Annotated in this window: 1 protein-coding gene; it reads left to right on the forward strand. The window is 41.3% G+C overall.

Annotated features, from left to right (window positions below; translation table 11 throughout):
* Positions 1-366, forward strand: a 366-nt coding sequence (locus tag E1171_RS23115) for a hypothetical protein (RefSeq protein ID WP_222931268.1), incomplete at both ends; no start/stop codon positions are given.

Raw genomic sequence — 366 nt, forward strand, 5'->3', positions numbered from 1 at the left:
AAGACCGCTGGAACACCTTTGCTGATTATGTGCAACAAAGTAGCGCTACTGTTCAGGAACAAAAGATGACAATTGCTGGCCTCTTATCCATTAAAAATGAAAAGGCAGACAAGGACCTTAATAATTGGAGGTGGAGCACTGATGAAGAAAATACTGCGGTAAATGCCATGCTGGATGCTGCAAGTCAAGATGAATATAAAGGTTATAATACCTTAGCTACCTATAAGTTTAATGATAAAGAGCTTCCTATCAAGGTAGGTGTAGGAGTGGCTCTTAAATTTCTTGACAAGGCCCCACCTGTTACACAGCCTACCAGTGAACAACAACCTACCAGTGCACAAGATATGAGTGCACAAGCTGATAATC

It is taken from the genome of Xanthovirga aplysinae, from assembly GCF_009711365.1.
Taxonomy (GTDB): domain Bacteria; phylum Bacteroidota; class Bacteroidia; order Cytophagales; family Cyclobacteriaceae; genus Xanthovirga; species Xanthovirga aplysinae.